Annotated in this window: 11 protein-coding genes; 6 read left to right on the top strand and 5 right to left on the bottom strand. The window is 74.2% G+C overall.

Annotation, left to right across the window (positions count from 1 at the left end; translation table 11 throughout):
- Positions 1-62 precede the first annotated feature (62 nt).
- Entirely contained in the window at positions 63-785 is a 723-nt protein-coding gene (locus tag SYYSPA8_RS19435; protein WP_323448481.1) for a GntR family transcriptional regulator, read from the bottom strand.
- Between the two features lie 181 nt (positions 786-966).
- On the opposite strand from SYYSPA8_RS19435, the gene SYYSPA8_RS19430 reads away from it, so the two are divergent.
- From SYYSPA8_RS19430 to SYYSPA8_RS19415, 4 genes are all read left to right on the top strand, one after another.
- On the top strand, positions 967-2,244 hold the full coding sequence (locus SYYSPA8_RS19430; RefSeq protein ID WP_323448480.1) for an MFS transporter: 1,278 nt from the start codon (positions 967-969) through the stop codon (positions 2,242-2,244).
- Between the two features lie 279 nt (positions 2,245-2,523).
- Positions 2,524-3,288: a LamB/YcsF family protein gene (locus SYYSPA8_RS19425; protein WP_323448479.1), complete on the top strand. Its 765-nt coding sequence runs from the start codon at positions 2,524-2,526 to the stop codon at positions 3,286-3,288.
- Positions 3,285-3,908: a 5-oxoprolinase subunit PxpB gene (gene pxpB / locus SYYSPA8_RS19420; protein WP_323448478.1), complete on the top strand. Its 624-nt coding sequence runs from the start codon at positions 3,285-3,287 to the stop codon at positions 3,906-3,908. Before SYYSPA8_RS19425 ends, pxpB begins: the two co-directional genes overlap by 4 nt.
- Positions 3,905-4,771 carry a 5-oxoprolinase subunit C family protein gene (locus tag SYYSPA8_RS19415; protein ID WP_323448477.1) on the top strand — a complete coding sequence of 289 codons (867 nt, stop codon included), beginning with the start codon at positions 3,905-3,907 and terminating at the stop codon, positions 4,769-4,771. The genes pxpB and SYYSPA8_RS19415 overlap by 4 nt, the downstream gene beginning before the upstream one ends.
- 255 nt (positions 4,772-5,026) lie before the next feature.
- On the opposite strand, the gene SYYSPA8_RS19410 is transcribed toward SYYSPA8_RS19415, so the two are convergent.
- The 3 genes from SYYSPA8_RS19410 to SYYSPA8_RS19400 form a co-directional block, all read right to left on the bottom strand.
- Positions 5,027-8,758, bottom strand: a complete 3,732-nt coding sequence (locus SYYSPA8_RS19410) for a hydantoinase B/oxoprolinase family protein (RefSeq protein WP_323448476.1) — start codon at positions 8,756-8,758, stop codon at positions 5,027-5,029.
- A 284-nt stretch (positions 8,759-9,042) separates the two neighbouring features.
- Positions 9,043-10,461, bottom strand: a complete 1,419-nt coding sequence (locus SYYSPA8_RS19405) for a HEAT repeat domain-containing protein (protein ID WP_323448475.1) — start codon at positions 10,459-10,461, stop codon at positions 9,043-9,045.
- Between the two features lie 619 nt (positions 10,462-11,080).
- A complete protein-coding gene (locus SYYSPA8_RS19400; RefSeq protein WP_323448474.1) occupies positions 11,081-11,473 on the bottom strand; it encodes an ankyrin repeat domain-containing protein in 393 nt (130 codons plus the stop codon).
- A gap of 422 nt (positions 11,474-11,895) precedes the next feature.
- On the opposite strand from SYYSPA8_RS19400, the gene SYYSPA8_RS19395 reads away from it, so the two are divergent.
- Entirely contained in the window at positions 11,896-12,090 is a 195-nt protein-coding gene (locus tag SYYSPA8_RS19395) for a hypothetical protein (RefSeq protein ID WP_323448473.1), read from the top strand.
- Between the two features lie 138 nt (positions 12,091-12,228).
- The gene (locus SYYSPA8_RS19390; protein ID WP_407706031.1) at positions 12,229-13,854 is read left to right on the top strand and encodes a hypothetical protein; all 1,626 of its coding nucleotides are present in this window, start codon (positions 12,229-12,231) and stop codon (positions 13,852-13,854) included.
- Positions 13,855-14,028: 174 nt separating this feature from the next.
- Here the strand turns inward: SYYSPA8_RS19390 and SYYSPA8_RS19385 are convergent, their stop codons facing one another.
- A complete protein-coding gene (locus tag SYYSPA8_RS19385; RefSeq protein ID WP_323448472.1) occupies positions 14,029-15,528 on the bottom strand; it encodes an SCO1417 family PLP biosynthesis transcription factor in 1,500 nt (499 codons plus the stop codon).
- Positions 15,529-15,602 lie beyond the last annotated feature (74 nt).

Genomic DNA, 15,602 nt, shown 5'->3' with positions numbered 1-15,602 from the left:
CGCCACGGCGGCGGCCGACGTCAGCGGTCAGCGGTCAGCGGACGGACGTCGGACGTCCCACGTCAGATCTCGTCGGTGACGAGGCCCGCGTACGTCTCGACCATCTGCGACCGGGAGTCGTCCAGGTACCGGGCGAGCAGCTGCTCCGCGTTGGTGCGGTCGCCGGAGCGCAGGGCCTCCAGGATGGCCCGGTTGCGGACCAGGTAGGGCTGGTGGAGGCCGCGCGGGTCGTCCACCACGTGGAAGGCGAGCCGGAGTTCGGCGAGGACGCTGCTCATCAACTCGTCGGTGCGGGCGCTCCCGGCGAGGCCGACGAGGGCGCTGTGGAAGTGGATGTTGGCCGTGGAGACGCCCTGCCAGTCCTCGTCGCGCGCCGCCCGCTCGCCACCGCTGACGGCCTCGTCGAGCCCGCCGAGCGCGTACGGCGGGTCCCCGAGGTCGTGGACGACGGCGCACTCGATCAGCTGGCGGGTGCGGTAGATGTCGATGACGTCCTGGACCGCGAGCATCCGGACGAACACCCCCCGGTTGAGCCGGTGGACGAGCAGCCGTTCATGGGTCAGCAGCCGGAACGACTCCCGCAGGGTGTTGCGGGAGACGCCGAGGGCCTTGCCGATGGCGTCCTCCGACAGCCGCTCCCCGGGCTGGAAGTAGCCGTCGGCGATCCGGCTGCGCAGGATGTCGGCGACCCGCTCGGCCGTGCTGGTGCGGCTCAGGAGTACCCGGTCCTCCGCCAGTCCGCCGAGGCCGTCGGTCTGTCCGGTGTCCGGCTCCGTCGTCTTCACGACACCCCCTTCTTCTTTAGTTCTCGCCGGCGGTTCAAACCGGCGCACAGTCTCCATCGTAGAAGGAAGAACGAGCCCACACGCCCCTTGTCGGATCGTTCAACAATCCCCTACGTTGACATCACCGCACGGACTTCATGGCATTCGCCGGCATCACCATCTCCCCTTCTGCGAGGTGCAGATGAGCACGACCAAGGCACAGCCGGACACAGGCGGACCACGCGAGGACACGGGGGCGTTCGCCTGGCTGCGGGCGCTCGGCCCGCGCGGCCGCCGGGCCTTCGGCGGCGCGTTCGGGGGCTATGCCCTCGACTCGTACGACTACTTCACGCTGCCGCTCTCCATGGTGGCGATATCCGCCTACTTCAGCCTGGACAACGGGCAGACGGGGCTGCTCACCACCGTGACGCTGGTGGTCTCGGCCATCGGTGGCGCGCTGGCGGGCATACTCGCCGACCGGATCGGCCGGGTGAAGGCACTGATGATCACGGTGATCACCTATGCGGTCTTCACCGTGGCCTGCGGCTTCGCGCCCAACTACGAAACGCTGCTGGTCTTCCGTGCCCTCCAGGGGCTCGGCTTCGGCGGCGAGTGGGCGGTCGGCGCGATCCTGGTGGCCGAGTACGCCCAGGCGAAGCACCGGGGGCGCACCCTCGGGGCGGTGCAGAGCGCCTGGGCGGCCGGCTGGGGGCTCGCCGTACTCGTCTACACGCTCGTCTTCCACTTCCTGGACGACGACATAGCCTGGCGGGTCATGTTCTGGACGGGCGCGCTCCCCGCGCTCCTCGTGGTCTATGTCCGGCGCCATGTCCGTGACGCGCCGGAGGCCGAGGCCCGTCGCGCGGCCAGCACCGAGCGCGGGTCCTTCAGCGCCATCTTCCGCAAGGACCTGCTGCGGACGACGGTCTTCGCCACCCTGCTCTCCACCGGCGTCCAGGGCGGCTACTACACCCTGGCCACCTGGGTGCCGACCTATCTGAAGAACGAGCGGGACCTGTCGGTCGTCGGCACCGGCGGCTATCTGGCCTTTCTGATATCCGGGGCCTTCATCGGCTATCTCACGGGCGGCTATCTCACCGATCTGATCGGCCGCAAGCGGAACATCGCCCTGTTCGCGGTGCTCTCGGCCTGCGGGGTGCTGGCGTACGCCCAGATACCCGAGGGCTCCAACGGGTTGCTGCTCCTGCTCGGATTCCCGCTCGGGTTCTGCATGTCGGCCATCTTCAGCGGGTTCGGCTCCTTCCTCAGCGAGCTGTATCCGACCGCGCTGCGCGGCACGGGGCAGGGCTTTACCTACAACAGCGGACGCGCGGTGGGGGCGTTTCTGCCGACGCTGGTGGGCTATCTCTCCGACAGCTGGGGCGTCGGCGGTGCGCTGGCCCTGGGGGCCGTGGGCTACGGTCTGGCCGTGGTCGCGCTGTGGGGACTTCCGGAGACCCGGGGCAAGGAGCTGGTGTGACCACGCGTCAGGACATCCGACGAAGCGGCCCGCGAGGCAGCCGGCAGGACCGTCGGCGAGGCGGCGGGCAGGGCAGCCGGCAGGGCAACCACCCACAGGACACGGGCCCGGCGTTACGGGATCCGGCCGGCGTGATGTCCTCTCGGGCCGCGGTGACAGCGTCCCGGCCGCCGTTCGCACCCATGCGCGCGCAGGGCCTGATGTTCATCGCGGACGCGCGGGACGAGCGCTGCCGCACGGCAGCCGCGACACAGGGCTGAGGAGACAGCGGAGGCAGTCATGACCTGGGCATCCATCGATCTGAACGCGGATCTCGGCGAGGGTTTCGGCCACTGGCGGCTGACCGACGACGAGCAACTGCTCTCGGTCGTCACCAGCGCGAATGTCGCCTGCGGCTTCCACGCCGGGGACGCGGTGACCATGCGGCGGGTCTGCCGGCTGGCTGCCGACCGGTCGGTCCGGATCGGCGCCCAGGTCTCGTACCGCGATCTCGCGGGCTTCGGCCGGCGTGCCATGGAGGTGCCGGCGGACGAGCTGGCGGCCGAGGTCGCCTATCAGATAGGGGCGCTGGAGGTGTTCGCCCGCGCGGCGGGGTCGCGGGTCTCGTATGTGAAGCCGCACGGCGCGCTCTACAACAGAGTCGTCCATGACGAGGAGCAGGCGGCGGCGGTGATCGAGGGGGTGCTGCTGTCGGGCGAGCGGCTGCCGCTGCTGGGGCTGCCCGGGTCCCGGCTGCACGCGATGGCGGAGAAGGCGGGACTGCCGGTGATCACCGAGGCGTTCGCGGACCGGGCGTACACCGACGACGGCAGGCTGGTGCCGCGCCGCGAGGAGGGAGCCGTCATCGCCGATCCGGCGGCGGTGGTGGAGCGGTCCGTCAGCATGGCCCGGTTCGGGACGGTCACCGCCCGGTCGGGGGCGCATGTCGCGGTGCGGGCGAAGTCGCTCTGTCTGCACGGCGACACCCCGGGGGCGGTGTCGCTGGCCCGGCGGGTGCGCCGGGAGCTGGAGGCCGCAGGGGTCCGGGTGGAGCCCTTCGTATGAGTGTCAGGACACTGCCCGTGGGCGACCGGGCCCTGCTGGTGGAGCTGGCGGACGGGGCGGAGGCCGGGGCGTTCCACGCCGAGGTGCTGCGCCGCCGGGCCGCCGGGTCCCTCCCCGCCGTACGGGAGATCGTGCCCGCGGCGCGGACCGTGCTGCTGGACGGGGTGGCGGATCCCCGGCGCCTCGCCGACGACCTGGCGGGCTGGGACATACCGCCCCTGGGTGCGCGGGAGGAGCGGGTGATCGAGGTCCCGGTGCGCTACGACGGCCCCGACCTGGCGGAGGTCGCGGCGCTCTGGGAGGTCACGGAGGACGAGGTGGCGGCGGTGCACGCGGCGGTCGAGTTCCGCGTCGCCTTCTGCGGGTTCGCGCCCGGCTTCGGCTATCTCACCGGGCTGCCCGAGCGGTACGCGGTGCCCCGCCGGGCCACTCCGCGCACAGCGGTCCCGGCGGGCGCGCTGGGCCTGGCCGGACCGTACACCGGGGTCTATCCCCGCTCCTCCCCCGGCGGCTGGCAGCTGATCGGCCGGACCGCGCTGGAGTTGTGGAATCCGGCGCGGGAGCCCGCCGCACTGCTGTCGCCCGGGACCCGGGTGCGTTTCGTGGCGGAGGGGCGATGACCGACCGGGCCATCGCGGTCGTCCGGGCCGGGGCGCTGACGACGGTGCAGGACCGGGGCCGTCCCGGGCACGCCCATCTGGGGGTGCCCCGCTCGGGGGCGCTCGATCCGCCCGCCGCCGCCCTGGTCAACCGGCTGGTGGGCAACCCTCCGGAGGCGGCGGTGCTGGAGACCACCCTCACCGGCTGTGCCCTACGGCCCCGGCGCGCGGTGACCGTCGCGGTCGGCGGGGCGCCCTGCCCGGTCAGTGTCGACGGTCGGCCGGCACCCTGGGGGGCGCCGGTGGCGGTGCCGGCGGGCGCGCTGCTCGAAGCGGGACGGGTGGTGGCGGGTGTGCGGAGCTACCTCGCGTTCTCGGGCGGGATAGCGGTCGATCCGGTGCTGGGCAGCCGTGCCACCGATCTGCTCTCCGGTCTGGGGCCGCCGCCGCTCGCGGACGGGATGGTGCTGCCGCTGGGTCCGCCGGCCGGGCCGCCGGCCCGGGTGGACGGGGCGCTGCCCTGGTTGGCGCCGCCCCGGGAGCTGGTGCTGCGGGTGCGGCTGGGGCCGCGCGCCGACTGGTTCACCGGGGAGGCGCCGCGGACGCTCGCGCGGGGGCGCTACCGGGTGTCGGCCGCGAGCAACCGGATCGGGCTGCGGACGGAGGGCCCGGCGCTGGAGCGGGCACGCGGCGGCGAACTGCCCAGCGAGGGCCTGGTGCTGGGCGCCGTGCAGGTGCCGCCGGACGGCCGCCCGGTGGTCTTTCTCGCCGACCATCCGACGACTGGCGGCTATCCGGTGATCGCGGTCGTGGACGGGCGCGACCTCCCGGCCATGGCGCAGGCGCCCCCGGGCACCCCGCTGCGCTTCGTCCCGATCGGCTGAGGGATGTCGTACGCGATGGTCGCCGTGCGCAATGGCTGTCGTACGCGATGGCTGTCGTACGCGTACGGCGCCGGGTCGCGTGCACGGCGTCCGGGCCCCGGGACGGACGTGCCGGAGCCGGGCCCACCGGAGCCGGACGGCCGGCTGGCCGAGCGGCAGCGGCAGCGGCAGCGGCAGCGGCATGAGCAGCGACGGCGACGGCGACGGATGGCCGTACTGGTGCGGTGGGCCGGCAGGCAGGGTCACCGGGTCGGGTCAGGGCTCTGGCCGGGGGGCGTCGGGGGGTGGGGGCGGGCCGTAGCCACCGCCGCCCGGGGTGGCCAGGATCAGCACATCGCCCGGCGCGACCGGCACCGAGTCGACTCCGGCGAGGGGAGTGACAGTGCCGTCGGGGTGGGCCACGGAGTTGTGGCCGAGGGCTCCGGGCCCGCCGCCGGCGAGCCCGTACGGCGCGATCCTGCGGTGTCCCGTCAGGAGGGTGACGGTCATCGGTTCCAGGAAGCGGATCCTGCGGACGACGCCGTCGCCGCCGTGCCAGCGGCCGGTACCGCCGCTGCCGGTGCGGATGGAGAACGCCTCGACCCGCACGGGGTAGCGCCACTCCAGTACCTCGGGGTCGGTGAGCCGGGAGTTGGTCATATGGGTCTGGACTGCGTCCGCGCCGTCGAAGCCGTCGCCCGCCCCGGAGCCGCTGGCGACGGTCTCGTAGTACTGCACCCGGTCGTTGCCGAAGGTCAGGTTGTTCATGGTGCCGGAGCCCTCGGCCTGGACGCCGAGGGCGGCGTAGAGGGCCCCGGTGACGGCCTGGGAGGTCTCGACGTTGCCCGCGACGGTCGCGGCGGGGTGGACGGGGGCGAGCATGGATCCCTCGGGGACCTCGACCGTCAGCGGTTCCAGGCAGCCGCTGTTGAGAGGGATGTCCTCGCCGACGAGGGTGCGGAAGACATAGAGGACGGCGGCCGTCACGACGGAGGTGGGCGCGTTGTCGTTGCCGGGCCGCTGGGGCGAGGTGCCCGTGAAGTCGAGGACGGCGCTCCGCGCGGCCCGGTCGACCCGTACGGCGACCTGGATGACCGCGCCGCCGTCGGTCTCGTACCGGTAGGAGCCGTCGTGCAGCCCGGCGACGATGCGGCGGACGGACTCCTCGGCGTTGTCCCGTACGTGCCGCATATAGGCGTGCACCACGTCCAGGCCGAACCGGTCCGTCATCCGGCGCAGTTCCTCGATGCCCTTCTCGTTGGCGGCGATCTGGGCACGCAGATCGGCGATGTTGACGTCCGGGGCGCGCGAGGGGTGGGTGGCGCCGGTGAGGAGGGCACGGGTCTCGGCCTCCCGCAGCCGCCCGTCACGGACGAGGAGCCAGTTGTCGAAGAGGACCCCTTCCTCGTCGATGGTCCGGCTGAAGGCGGGCATGGAGCCGGGGGTGATCCCGCCGATCTCGGCGTGGTGACCCCGGGAGGCCACCAGGAACCGCAGCCCACCGCCGCCACGATCGCCACCACCGCCACCGCCACCCGCGCCGTCGCTGCCGCCACCGCCGTTCTCGTCGTCGCCGAAGACCGGGGTCACGACGGTCACATCGGGCAGATGGGTGCCGCCGTGGTACGGGTCGTTGACGGCGTAGACGTCCCCGGGGCGCAGCTCCCCGCCGGTGCGGCGGCGCAGCACCTCTTTGATCGACTCGCCCATGGAGCCGAGGTGGACGGGGATGTGGGGCGCGTTGGCGATCAGACGGCCCTCGGGGTCGAAGAGGGCGCAGGAGAAGTCCAGCCGTTCCTTGATGTTGACGGAGTGGGCGGTGTTCTCCAGGCGTACGCCCATCTGCTCGGCGATGGACATGAAGAGGTTGTTGAAGACCTCCAGGAGCACGGGGTCGGCCTCGGTGCCGACGGCGACCCTGGCCGGGCGGGGGGTGGTCCTCTCCAGCAGGAGATGGCCGGCCGGGTGCGCGGAAAGGCGCCAGCCGGGGTCGACCACGGTGGTGGCGTCGGGCTCGGCGACGATCGCGGGGCCTTCGACGGTGTCGCCGGGGGCCAGGTCCGCCCTCCGGTGCAGAGGGACCTCCCGGTGGGCGCCGTCCGTGAACATCGTGACCCGGGCGGGAGGCGGCCTCCCCACCTCGGGACCAGAGGTGCCGGCATCGGTGGAGCGAGGGTCCAGGATCGTGCCGGGGTCACCCGTCGTGCCACCGGCCGCCACCGAGACGGACGCGACCACCAGCGGTTTCTCCATCGTGAACGCATACCGGGCGCGATGGGCGGCGGTGAAGGCGTCCCGCATCGCACCGGCCGTGTCCAGCGGTACGGGCAGGGCGGCGTCGGTCCCCGCGTAGCGCAGCAGCACCCGGGACCGGACGGTGATCGCGGCGTCGGGGACGGCGTCCGCCCGGAGTTCGGCGCGGACCCGTTCGGCCAGCCGGTCGCAGAGCGCGCGGACGCGGTCGGCGGTGGGCCCGGTCAGCTCCGCCTCGACGGACTGTTCGCGCAGGGCGGTGATGTCGGCGAGCCCGATGCCGAGGGCGGAGAGCACCCCGGCGAGCGGCGGTACGAGGACGGTGTCGATGCCGAGGGCGTCCGCGACCGCGCAGGCGTGCTGTCCGCCCGCGCCGCCGAAGGAGTTGAGCGCGTAGCGGGTGATGTCGTGGCCGCGCTGTACGGAGATCTTCTTGACGGCGCCCGCCATGTTGAGGACGGCGATCTCCAGGAAGCCGGCGGCCACCTCCTCCGCCGTGTGCCCGGTCCCGGTCTCGCGGGTGACCCGGCGGGCGAGCGCGGCGAAGCGGTCCCGTACCGTCGCCGCGTCGAGCGGCAGGTCGCCGCCGGGGCCGAAGACGGCGGGGAAGTGGGCGGGCTGGATCCGGCCCAGCATGACGTTGGCGTCGGTGACGGTGAGCGGCCCTCCGCGCCGGTAGCAGGCGGGGCCGGGGTCCGCGCCCGCCGAGTCGGGTCCGACGCGGTAGCGGCGCCCGTCGAAGTGGAGGACGGAGCCGCCGCCTGCGGCGACGGTGTGGATGCTCAGCATGGGCGCGCTCATGCGCACCCCGGCGACCTGGGTCCCCGTCTCGCGTTCGAACTCGTCGGCGTAGTGGGACACATCGGTGGAGGTGCCGCCCATGTCGAACCCGATGACGTGGTCGTATCCGGCGCGGGCCGCGGTGCGGACCATGCCGACCACCCCGCCGGCGGGGCCGGAGAGCACCGAGTCCTTGCCCCGGACGTGGGCGGCCTCCCGCAGTCCGCCGTTCGACTGCATGAACAGCAGCCGGATGCCGTCGAGTTCGGCGGCGACCGCGTCGACGTGGCGGCGCAGTACGGGCGAGAGATGGGCGTCCACGACGGTGGTGTCGCCCCGGGGGACGAGTTTGATCAGCGGGCTGACCTCGTGGGAGCAGCTGATCTGGGTGAAGCCCAGGGCGCGGGCGGCCTCGGCGACGCGCCGTTCGTGGTCGGGGTGGCGGTAGCCGTGCATCAGGACGACGGCGACGGAGCGGAGGCCGTCGGCGTGGGCGGCGGCGAGGCGTTCGGTGGCGGCGGCCAGGTCGAGGGGGCGGACGATCCCGCCCCGGGCGGCGACGCGTTCGGGGATCTCCACGACCCGTTCGTAGACCGGTTCCGGGAGGACGATGCGGCGGTCGAAGATCCGGGGGCGGTTCTGGTAGGCGATGCGCAGCGCGTCCGCGAAGCCTTCGGTGACGGCGAGGACGGTGGGTTCGCCGCGCCGCTCCAGCAGGGCGTTGGTGGCGACGGTGGTGCCCATGGTGACGCGGGCGACCCGGTCGGCGGGGACGGGGGCGTCCGGCGCGAGGCCCAGCAGCTGCCGGATGCCGGCGACGGCGGGGTCCCGGTGGTGGCCGGAGGGGTCGCGGTCGTCCCCGGTGGGGTCGTGGGAGAGGAGTTTGCGGGTGACGAGGCGGCCGTCGGGGCGTCTGCCCACGATGTCGGTGAAGGTGCCGCCCCGGTCGATCCAGAACTCCCAGCGCCCGCTCATCCCTCCATTCTGGCAAGCGGCGGGCGCGGGGGCCCGGTGGCGGAGCCGCCCGTACCGGAAGCGGAGCCGCCCCCGTACAAGAAGACGGGGACGACGGGCCGGCGGGAGCGGGCCGGCGGGACGACGGGAGCGGGCCGGCCGTGCAGGTCCCCCAGGCCGGGCAGACCGGGCCGGGAAGAGCGCACCGGGCAGACCGGGCCGGGGGCGCACGGCCCCCGGCCCCGGCGCGCCTGGCCCCGGCCCCCGGCCCCCGGCGTCAGCCGTCCGGCTCCCGGTCCCCGGCCTCAGCCCACCGGGTGGTCGGGGCCGATCCTGCTGCGCACGGCGGTCTGGACCTCGGCCTCCTCCGCCGGGTCCGCCGCCAGCCGGCGCAGTCGCTCGGCGACCCGGACGTCCCCGGTCTCGGCGTGCAGCGCGGCCACTTCCCGGGTGGTCTCCTCGCAGTCCCAGAGGCATTCGACGGCGAAGCCGGTGGCGAAGGAGGGGTCGGTGGCGGCGAGCGCCCGCGCGGCGCGTCCCCGCAGATGGGAGGAGGCGGTCTCGCGGTAGACATGGCGCAGTACGGGGGCCGCGCAGCCGATGCCGAGGCGTCCGGCGCCGTCCACGAGGGTCCACAGCGGCGGCGCGTCGGGCCCCTGGGCGCGCACGGTCTCGCGCAGGGCGCCCAGGACCAGCTTGTCGTCGCCCGCGCCGCCCCGGCAGGCGAGGACCCCGGCGGCGGAGGCACCGAGCGCGTCGGGCCGGTGCACCCAGCCGCGGGCGCGGTCGACGGCCGCCTCGCCGCACATCCGCTCGAAGGCGGAGACGGCGGCCTCGGTGACGGTGGCGGACCCGGTGCCGACGGCGGTCTCGATCAGGTCGAGGGCGGCGGGGTCGGAGATCTGCGCGAGGTAGTGCAGGGCGGTGCAGCGCGCTCCGTCGGAGCCCCGGCGGGCGACATCGACCAGGGTGTCGCGGTCGTCGGGCCCGGCGACGGCGGACAGGCAGCGGGCGGCGGGCACATGCAGCGGAGTGCCGCGCTCCAGACCTTCGTCCGCCCAGTCGAGGACGGACCGGACGCTCCAGTCGGGGCGGGGCCCGGTGGGGCGCATCTGCCGCTGCCAGCGGTCGAAGGATCCGGTTTCCTGCGCGGCGCGCACCCGGGCGCCCACGGTGGGGCGGGGGTCGTCGGCCCACAGCCGCCAGGGCCGGGGCTCGAAGGCGTCCCGTACGGTGACGGCCAGCTCGGCGTCGCCCTCCGGGGTCGCGGGGAAGCGGGCGAGGACCGCCCCGGCGAGGGCGCGCAGCCCCGCGTCGTCGTCGCGCAGCGCCAGCTCGTCCAGGGCCCACGCCCAGTTGGCGCCGGTGGCGGCGTAGCCGCGCAGCAGCCTGAGGGCGTCGTGGCGGCCGTAGGCGGCGAGGTGGCCGAGGACCGACAGGGCGAGACCGGTACGGTTCTCGTCGGTGTCGAGGTGGTCATCGGGATCGCTCAGGTGCCGCTCGATCTCCGCCAGACCGCCGTGGAGGTCCAGGTACAGGCGTGCGTAGTACAGGGAGCGGTTCTCGACCTGCCAGTCGTGACGGGGGTCGTTCAGCACGCAGTGGTTGAGGGCGGCGAGCGCCTCGGCGCGTGGGGCGGCGAGGGCGTGCAGCGTGCCGTCGCCGCGGCCCCTCTGGAGCAGGCCGAGCAACGTGCCGCTCGGCGCTATGACTGGATCGAACATGGGGAAAGCCTCACATCAAGCTCTCGACGCAACCGGGGACTGGGGTGTCCAGGCACTGTCTCGCGGATCCTGCTGGACTGGCGTGCCCTGGCAGCGCGTCCCGTCGCGTTGTCGTCGGTCGCCGATGGCCTCCTGTGCCCGATGGCATGGGAGGTGCTTCCGACGGCGGGCCCGGTGGCCGGGGTGGGAGTGCCCACCGTCCGGATTCCGTGCTCCGCCCTGCGACGCGCGTCACCAGATGCCGCCCGCTGTTCCAGGCTGATCCGGACGACAGGCCCTAGGCGGCCGCGCAGCAGCGGACGGGGCCGAGCGTCGTCATATGCGTCATGCGCTTGGTGGTGAGCATTTTCCTGCCTCTCGTCGGTGACCCCAGGGGAACTCCCGGTGATGTCCGGGACAGGGCCGTACGTCATCATGACCCACCCATATCGCCACCGCGACCACATTTACGACGCCCTTTGGCAGGCGCTCCCGTGGTGTCCCGGGGGTCGATCGGTGTACTGGAGGTGTCCGCCGGTACGCGGGCGGACGACCGCTGTGCGGCAGCGTCCCGTCGACCGACAGCCGATCGTCCGACAGTCGGCGGACAAACGGCGGACAGCCGCCGGACAGCCGCCGGTCAGCGCTCGCCGAACAGCTCCAGTAGCTCCGTCTTCCCGAACATCCGCGCGGTATCCACGGCGGACGGGGCTCCGGCCCCGGGGTCGGCCCCGCCCGCGAGCAGAGTGCGGACGACGGCGTCCTCGCCCTTGAAGACGGCCCCGGCGAGCGGGGTCTGCCCCCGGTCGTTGGAGCGGTTGGGGTCCGCGCCACGCGCGAGCAGGATCTCGACGGCGGCGGGGTGCCCGTGGTAGGCGGCGAGCATGACCAGGGTGTCCCCGCGGTCGTTGGTGAGATCGGCGGGGACGCCGGCGTCGACGTACGCGGCCAGTTTCTCGGCCTCCCCCTGTCGGGCGAGGTCGAAGACCTTGGTCGCGAGCGCGATGACTTCGGGGTCCGGGGCCTCGCTCATCGGGGGGTCCGCCTTTCGCTGGGTTCGAGGTGTACCGCGTTGACCTGGGGCTCGCATGGCGGGCGCGGCCGTACGGGTGAACCGGGTCAGGGTACTGCCCCACCCTGTCCCACCGGTCGCGTTCCGGGCCGGTGGGGCGCGGGCGGCCGCCGGGGGGACGGCCCGGCACCCGGAGGTACGTGTTCGTACGGGCCGGAAAATGATCAGATCGGACGGCCGCGCGGGAGGCCGGCCGCGGTCCGCCCCGGAGCGTTCCCCGGCGGAGGAGACATCCCACCGGGTGACGGCCGTTGAGCGGAACCCCCTCCTCCATTCCAGTGACATGCAGGACTTTTCACCCATTTGCACCTTTTATCGCATGGGTACTTCCTGTGAGGCTGGAAGGACTGATGGTGACTGTCCCCTCACCCAGGAGAAAACTCATGGTCCTCTCCATGTCAGGCGTGGTCCTGCTCGCGATCATCGTCTTCCTGTTCTTCCGCAAGGGCGGGCTCAAGGCGTCCCACGCCGTGGCCTGCGCACTCTTCGGCTTCTTCCTCGCGGGCACCGCGATCGCCCCCAGCATCGACGCGGGCACCCAGAGCCTGGCCAGCCTGCTGGGCGGCATCAAGTTCTGACCCGCCAACCCCGGACCGGACAGCCCCCGGACCGACCCGACAGGCCCCGGACCGACCCGACGGGCCCCGGACCGGACCCCCTGCCCGTACCTCCCGTCCGCCCCCACCGACCTCACCCCGACGCCCCAGGAGACCGACGTGGCCCGCCGCCCGCTTCCCCGCCTGCTGCGGGGCGGAACCGCACAGCTCGCCCGCACCCGGGAGTTCGCGCGTACGGCGGCGGACGGCGCCACCGACGTCCTCCAGCCCCTGATCACGGTCGGCCGGGGGCTGCGGCGCCTCGCCGGCCGGGCCCGCCGGTCCTGGTCGGCGACCCCGAAGGACCGGCGCGGCCCCACGCTCCTCCTGGTGGCCGGCTGCGTCCTGGGGGTCGCCCTGGTGCCCTTCGGCCCCGGCCTGGCCCTGATCGCCCTGATGGCCGCCGCCGGGTGGGCCGGACGGGAGCGCACCCCGGTGAAGACGGGCCCCGACCCGGCCGAGACCGCCCGGCTCCAGGCGCTGTACGAGGCCCTGGTGCCGTACTTCTCGGTGCCCGACGACCCCGCGCCGCTCTATACCCACGGCGGAGCCTGGAACGCCGTCTTCCGCGATCCCGTGTTCGACGGCGACGGACGGCTGACCGATCTGCGCATCTCCTACCCGGCGTACTTCACCGACGGCGAGGCCGCGTCCCGGGCCCGGATCGAGAAGGTCCTGCACACCAAGTCCGGCCGGGGCCGCGAGTACCGCTTCCGCTGGGACGAGGAGGACAACCAGCTGCTGCTGCGGGTGCTGCCCGCGCTCTCCACCGCCATCGCGGCGCAGCGCTTCGTCACCGCGCCCGGCGAGACCGTGCTCGGGTTCACCGACCCGGACGCGGTGCAGCGGACGGTGCCGGTGACGGACGGCGAGGAGACCTGGGACGCGTCCCCGGTGATCTGGCGCACCGGCCCCCGCTCCACCGAACCCCATCTGCTGGCCGTCGGCGGGCCCGGCGCGGGCACCACGACCCTGCTGCGCTCCATCGCGCTCCAGGTCCTCCCGTACGGCGACGTCCTGATCGTGGAGGGCGGCGGGACCGGCGAGTACGCCTGTCTGACCGGCCGGGCGGGCGTGCTGGCGGTCGAGTGCGGGCCGGCCGGGGCGCTGAGCAGCCTGGAGTGGGCGGCGCACGAGACCGAGCGGCGGCTGATCGCCATGAACCGCGCCCGGCAGGCGGGGCGGCCCGCGCCCGAGGACACCCGGCGGCCGCTGTGGATCCTCGTGGACCGGCCCGCCGTCCTCGGTCATCTGGCCGCCGCCGACGGGCACCAGGATCCGCAGTCCCTGCTCCAGGTGCCGCTGCGGCACGGCCGGGCGGCGGCCGTGACGGTCGTGGTGGCGGAGCAGTCCGACGCGGTGGACGCGCTCAGTGAGGCGGTACGCAGCCACACGCGGGCGCGGGTGGTGCTCGGGACGGCCGGGCCCGAGGAGATCGCGGACGTCCTCGGCGCGGCCTCGCCCACCACGCCGGCGCCCGATGTGCCCCCGGGGCGCGGCTACGCCCGGCTGGGCACCGGGCCGGTGCTGCGGCTCCAGGTGCCGGCCACTCCGGATCCGTACGAGGACGCCGCGCACGAGGCGCACCGGCGGGCGGTGCTGGAGCTGCTGCCCGGCCGCCCGGCAGCGGAGGACGGCGTTCCGGCGCATCGGGCGGCGCGGCCCGCCGGGGCGACGCCGCTGTCCGTCACCAAGGCGCCCGCCACGGCGCGCGAGCTGACCGGAACGCCGGTGACGGACGGCTGAGACCGCTGCGGAGCCCCGGTCGCGGACGGCTGAAAAACGACCATGGAGCCCCCGGGGCGGCCGCAGAGCCGACCCACCGCGCGGACGGCTGGGACCGCCACCCGGCCACGCCACGCCGCGGACGGCCGAAAACAGCCATGAAGCCCCCGGGGCAACCGGGCGGCCGGGGCCCGGTCAGGCCACGAACGTCCGGGGTGCGTCCGTCCCCGTCGACGCCCCGCTCGCCACCAGCCGGGCGGCGGCGGCCAGCCGCACGGCGGCCTCGTCGGCGACCGGCCCGGTCACGGTGAAGGGCAGCCGGACGAAGCCCTCGAAGGCCCCGTCGACCCCGAAACGCGGCCCGGACGGCACCCGTACCCCCACCCGCTCGCCGACCTCGGCGAGCCGGGACCCGGAGAGCCCCCCGGTCCGCACCCACAGCGTCAGCCCTCCGGTGGGCACGGCGAACTCCCAGTCGGGCAGTTCCCGGCGGACCGCCGCGACCAGCGCGTCCCGGTTCTGCCGCGCCTGTTCCCGGCGGACGGCGACGGCCTGCTCCCATCCGCCGGTCCGCATCAGCCAGTGCACGCCCAGCTGCTCCAGGACCGGGGTGCCGAGGTCGGCGTAGGCGCGCGCGGCCACCAGTGAGCGGATGACGTCGGGCGCGGCCCGTACCCAGCCGATCCGCATCCCCGCCCAGAACGCCTTGCTCGCCGACCCCACGGTCACCACGGTGGAGCCCGCCGGGTCGAAGGCGCAGACCGGCCGGGGCAGGGAGGGATCGGGGTCGAGATGGAGTTCCGTCATGGTCTCGTCCACCACGAGGACCGTCCCGGCGGAGCGCGCCGCGTCGACCATGGCCCGTCTGCGGTCCTCGTCGGCGAGGGCCCCGGTCGGGTTGTGGAAGTCGGCGACGACGTACGCCAGCCGGGGCGCCGCGTCCCGCAGCACCTGCCGCCAGCGGGCCATGTCCCACCCTTCGAGCCCCGGTTCCATGGCCACCGGGACCAGCCGGGCCCCGGCCTCGCGCATCAGCTGGAGGATGTTGGCGTACGAGGGGGACTCCACGGCGATCCGCTCGCCGCGCCCGGCGAAGAGGTGGCACAGGGCGTCCATCGCGCCCATCGCGCCGGTGGTGACCATGATCTGTTCGGGCATGGTGGGGATGCCGCGCTCGGTGTACCGGTCGGCGAGCATCCGGCGCAGCGCGGGGATGCCGGCGGGGTAGTCGCCGTGGGTGTGGGCGTACGGGGGCAGCTCCTCCAGCGCGCCCTGGATGCTGCGGGTGAGCCAGGGCTCGGGCGCGGGCAGTGCGGCGCACCCCAGGTCGATCATCGAGCCGAGGGATTCGGGCGGCAGCGGTTCCAGGCCACGCGCGGGCAGGGGGTTTCCGGCCGGGACGGCGGTCCAGCTGCCGGCGCCCCGGCGGGACTCCAGGAATCCCTCGGCGCGCAGGGCCTCGTAGGCGGCGGCCACGGTGGTGCGGCTCACGGAGAGCGCGAGGGCCAGTTCCCGTTCGGCGGGCAGGCGGGCGGCGACCGGGATCCGGCCCTCCAGGACGAGCAGGCGTACGCCGTCGGCGAGCGCCCGGTACGCGGGCGGTCTGCGGCTGCCGGGGCCCGCCGGGAGCGGCTGCTGGGACCGGAGCTGCCGGGCGAGCTGGGCAGCACCCACTGCCGATGTCCATTCCGCCATGGAAAACAGTCCACCTTCCCGGAATTGGCCATGGTTGGCATCTGTTCCGTAGCCACAGAGTGTCATGAGTCAGT

The organism is Streptomyces yaizuensis (genome assembly GCF_034961445.1).
GTDB lineage: Bacteria > Actinomycetota > Actinomycetes > Streptomycetales > Streptomycetaceae > Streptomyces > Streptomyces yaizuensis.
This window is presented reverse-complemented; position numbering and strand designations above follow the sequence as displayed.